Raw genomic sequence first — 3,408 nt, forward strand, 5'->3', positions numbered from 1 at the left:
CGCGTCCTCGCTGATCGGGCGGTATGCGGCAGGTTCCGTCGCGGATCGGATCGGCGCCGGCAAGCTGTTGCCCGTCGGTCTCGGCCTGGCGGGCCTGGCGATGATTCCCTTCGCCCTCGTCGCCGACGACCGAGGGGGAGCGGTCCTGCTGATCGTCGCCGCGATCGCCTTCGGTCTCGGATTCGGTGTCGTCCAGAACGAAGCACTGCTGGTCGCGTTCCGCCGTGCCGGCGCAGGCAACACCGGCTCCGCGAGCGCCGCCTGGAACATCGGTTTCGACGCCGGCACGGGTGCGGGGTCGTTCGCGCTCGGCGCGCTGGCAGCGGCGGCAGGATATCCCGTCGCCTTCACCGTGGCCGCAGTGCTGGTCCCGACGCTGCCCCTGCTCGCCCGGCTGGCCGGGCCGTCGGAACGTCCCCGTCCCACCACATAGAATCGACATCATGAGCGCAACCACGGTCGCCGTCCTCGACTACGGCTCGGGTAACCTCCACTCCGCCACGCGGGCAGTCGCCCGTACCGGCGTGCACGTGGAGGTCACCGCCGACCCGAAGATCGCGCTCGCCGCCGACGGGCTCGTCGTCCCCGGCGTCGGTGCCTTCGACGCGTGCATGAAGGGCCTGCGCAGCGTCGGCGGAGACAAGATCATCGGTACCCGCCTCGCCGGTGGACGCCCGGTGCTCGGCATCTGCGTCGGCATGCAGATCCTGTTCGAACGCGGCGTCGAGCACGGCATCGAGACCGAGGGCTGCGGGGAGTGGCCGGGCACGGTCGAGCGTCTGGACGCGCCGGTGCTGCCGCACATGGGCTGGAACACCGTCGAGGCCCCCGCCGATTCGGTGCTCTTCGCCGGCATGGACGCCGACACCCGGTTCTATTTCGTCCACACCTACGCCGCCCGCACGTGGGAACTGGATGCTCCCGAGCGCCTCGCCCCGCCGAAGGTGACCTGGGGCCGAACACGGCAGCCGGTTCGTCGCCGCCGTGGAGAACGGTCCGCTGTCGGCCACCCAGTTCCACCCGGAGAAGTCCGGCGACGCCGGCGCGCAGCTGCTGCAGAACTGGGTCGACTCGTTGTGACCGACCCGCGGCGCGGCCGGTCGAGCGGAGACTTCTCCTTCGGCCGTCACGCCCTGATGTCCGTCGGCACGGCGACCGTCGTGCTGCTCGTCACCGCGATCGTCGTCGTGGCGGTCCGGCCCACGCCGGTCGTCGGGCTGGTCGTCGCACTCCTCGGTATCGTCGCGGCCGTCGCGGCGATGGGTGTCGTGTCGACGCGGTCGGCCCGCCGCGCCTTCGGCACCGGCGAGGACGACCGTCCCGGAACCTGACGCGCCGAACCGGGGTTCGCCCCGCATGTGGGGGCAGCGAACCCCGGTCGAGCGCGCGAAGTACGCGAGCCCCGGCGCGGCCACCCCCGCATTTGGCGTCGTCACCGGTCCTGGCACTAATGTGTACGCAGTGAGCCTGGTCCTTTTGCCCGCAGTCGACGTCGTCAACGGTGAAGCAGTTCGCCTCGTTCAGGGAGAGGCGGGCAGCGAGACCGGATACGGTTCGCCCCGCGATGCCGCCCTCGAATGGCAGAACGCCGGAGCCGAATGGGTGCACATGGTCGATCTCGACGCGGCGTTCGGCCGCGGCGACAACCGTGCACTCCTCGCCGACGTCGTCGGCGAACTCGACGTGAAGGTCGAGCTGTCGGGTGGCATCCGCGACGACGAGACCCTCGCCGCGGCCCTCGCGACGGGGTGCGCCCGCGTGAACCTCGGCACCGCCGCGATCGAGAACCCCGAGTGGTGCTCCCGCGTCATCGGTGAGTTCGGCGACCGGATCGCCGTGGGCCTCGACGTCAAGTTCCTGGACGGCCGGTGGCGGCTGCGCGGCCGCGGCTGGGTCTCCGACGGCGGCGACCTGTGGGAGGTACTCGAGCGTCTCGAACGCGACGGTTGTTCGCGGTACGTCGTCACCGACGTGACCAAGGACGGCACGCTCAGCGGCCCGAATCTCGATCTGCTCCGCGAGGTGTGCGCGGCCACCGACGCGCCGGTCGTCGCGTCCGGCGGCGTCTCGACCGTCGACGACCTGCGTGCCATCGCGACGCTCACCGACGAGGGCGTCGAAGGCGCCATCATCGGAAAGGCGCTCTACGCGGGCCGATTCACCCTGACCGAAGCGCTCGACGCCGTCTCGCGCTGACCGATGGCCGATCCCGCCGACCTGAACCGGCTGCTCGCGATCGCGAGCGGTGTGCTCGACGAGGTCTCGGAACGGTTCGTTGCCGGGCACGGTGCGCCGCGCTCCGTCGACAAGGGCCCGAACGATTTCGCGACCGACCTCGATCTCGAACTCGAACGGCGGATCTCCGGTGCCCTCGCCGAGCGCACCGGTATCGCCGTGCACGGTGAGGAATTCGGCGGCCCGTCCGCGGGGGAGGGCACCGTCTGGTTGCTCGATCCGATCGACGGCACGATCAACTACTCCGCCGGGTTGCCGATGGCCGGGATCCTCCTCGCGCTCGTCGAGAACGGGGAGCCGATCCTCGGACTCACGTGGCTGCCCCTCACGAAGCAGCGTTTCGCGGGAATCGCCGAGGGGCCGCTGCTCGTGAACGGAACGCCCACCGAACCGCTGCAACCGGCACGGCTCGAGGACGTGATGATCGCCGTCGGCAGTTTCGACATCGACAGTCGCGGGCGCGTTCCCGGCACCCGCCGCCTCGCCGTGATCACCGAGCTGAGCCGGCGGGTCGCGCGGTTGCGGATGCACGGCTCCACGGGTGCGGACCTGGCATTCACCGCGGGAGGTGCGATCGGCGGTTCGGTCGTGTTCGGCCACCACCCGTGGGACAACGCGGCCGGTGTCGCGCTGGTGCGGGCGGCCGGTGGCGTCGCCACCGACTTCGCGGGCGAACCATGGCGGATCGGCTCCGGATCGGTGGTCGCCGCAGCGCCCGGAGTGCACGGCGAGATACTGGAGATTGTGCAGTCGGCGACGGAACGGTCCGTGGCCGAGCAGTCGGGTTCCGAAGGAGATCGAACATGACACTGGCCGTGCGGGTCATCCCGTGCCTCGACGTGGACGCGGGGCGGGTGGTCAAGGGTGTCAACTTCGAGAACCTGCGCGATGCGGGTGACCCGGTCGAACTCGCCGCGCTCTACAACGAGCAGGGTGCCGACGAACTGACCTTCCTCGACGTCACCGCGTCGAGCGGCGACCGGGGCACCATGCTCGACGTCGTCACGCGCACCGCCGAGCAGGTGTTCATCCCGCTCACCGTGGGAGGTGGCGTCCGCACCGTCGAGGACGTCGACCGTCTACTGCGTGCCGGCGCCGACAAGGTCTCGGTCAACACCGCGGCCATCGCCCGGCCCGAGGTGCTGCGCGAGATGTCCGAGCGCTTCGGCTCGC

The 3,408-nt window shown here is 70.7% G+C and carries 5 protein-coding genes and 1 pseudogene; all 6 read left to right on the plus strand.

Translation table 11 applies throughout. The annotated features are described in order from the left end of the window. Nucleotides 1-433: MFS transporter (locus R1101_RS0119115; RefSeq protein WP_016934937.1), on the plus strand; the 433-nt coding region annotated here is incomplete at its 5' end. Nucleotides 434-443: 10 nt separating this feature from the next. After that, nucleotides 444-1,080: pseudogene (hisH, locus tag R1101_RS27560) on the plus strand (imidazole glycerol phosphate synthase subunit HisH). Then, nucleotides 1,077-1,331 carry a hypothetical protein gene (locus R1101_RS0119125; RefSeq protein ID WP_026003470.1) on the plus strand — a complete coding sequence of 85 codons (255 nt, stop codon included), beginning with the start codon at nucleotides 1,077-1,079 and terminating at the stop codon, nucleotides 1,329-1,331. Before hisH ends, R1101_RS0119125 begins: the two are co-directional and overlap by 4 nt. Nucleotides 1,332-1,461: 130 nt before the next feature. After that, nucleotides 1,462-2,196 carry a bifunctional 1-(5-phosphoribosyl)-5-((5-phosphoribosylamino)methylideneamino)imidazole-4-carboxamide isomerase/phosphoribosylanthranilate isomerase PriA gene (gene priA, locus R1101_RS0119130; RefSeq protein ID WP_016934938.1) on the plus strand — a complete coding sequence of 245 codons (735 nt, stop codon included), beginning with the start codon at nucleotides 1,462-1,464 and terminating at the stop codon, nucleotides 2,194-2,196. 3 nt (nucleotides 2,197-2,199) lie between these two features. Beyond that, the gene (locus R1101_RS0119135) at nucleotides 2,200-3,042 is read left to right on the plus strand and encodes an inositol monophosphatase family protein (protein ID WP_016934939.1); all 843 of its coding nucleotides are present in this window, start codon (nucleotides 2,200-2,202) and stop codon (nucleotides 3,040-3,042) included. Then, a partial coding sequence (gene hisF / locus R1101_RS0119140; protein WP_016934940.1) for an imidazole glycerol phosphate synthase subunit HisF occupies nucleotides 3,039-3,408 on the plus strand: 370 nt, incomplete at its 3' end. The genes R1101_RS0119135 and hisF, both read left to right, overlap by 4 nt.

Origin of the sequence: Rhodococcus sp. R1101 (assembly GCF_000278445.1) — a bacterium.
GTDB classification, from domain to species: domain Bacteria; phylum Actinomycetota; class Actinomycetes; order Mycobacteriales; family Mycobacteriaceae; genus Rhodococcus; species Rhodococcus gordoniae.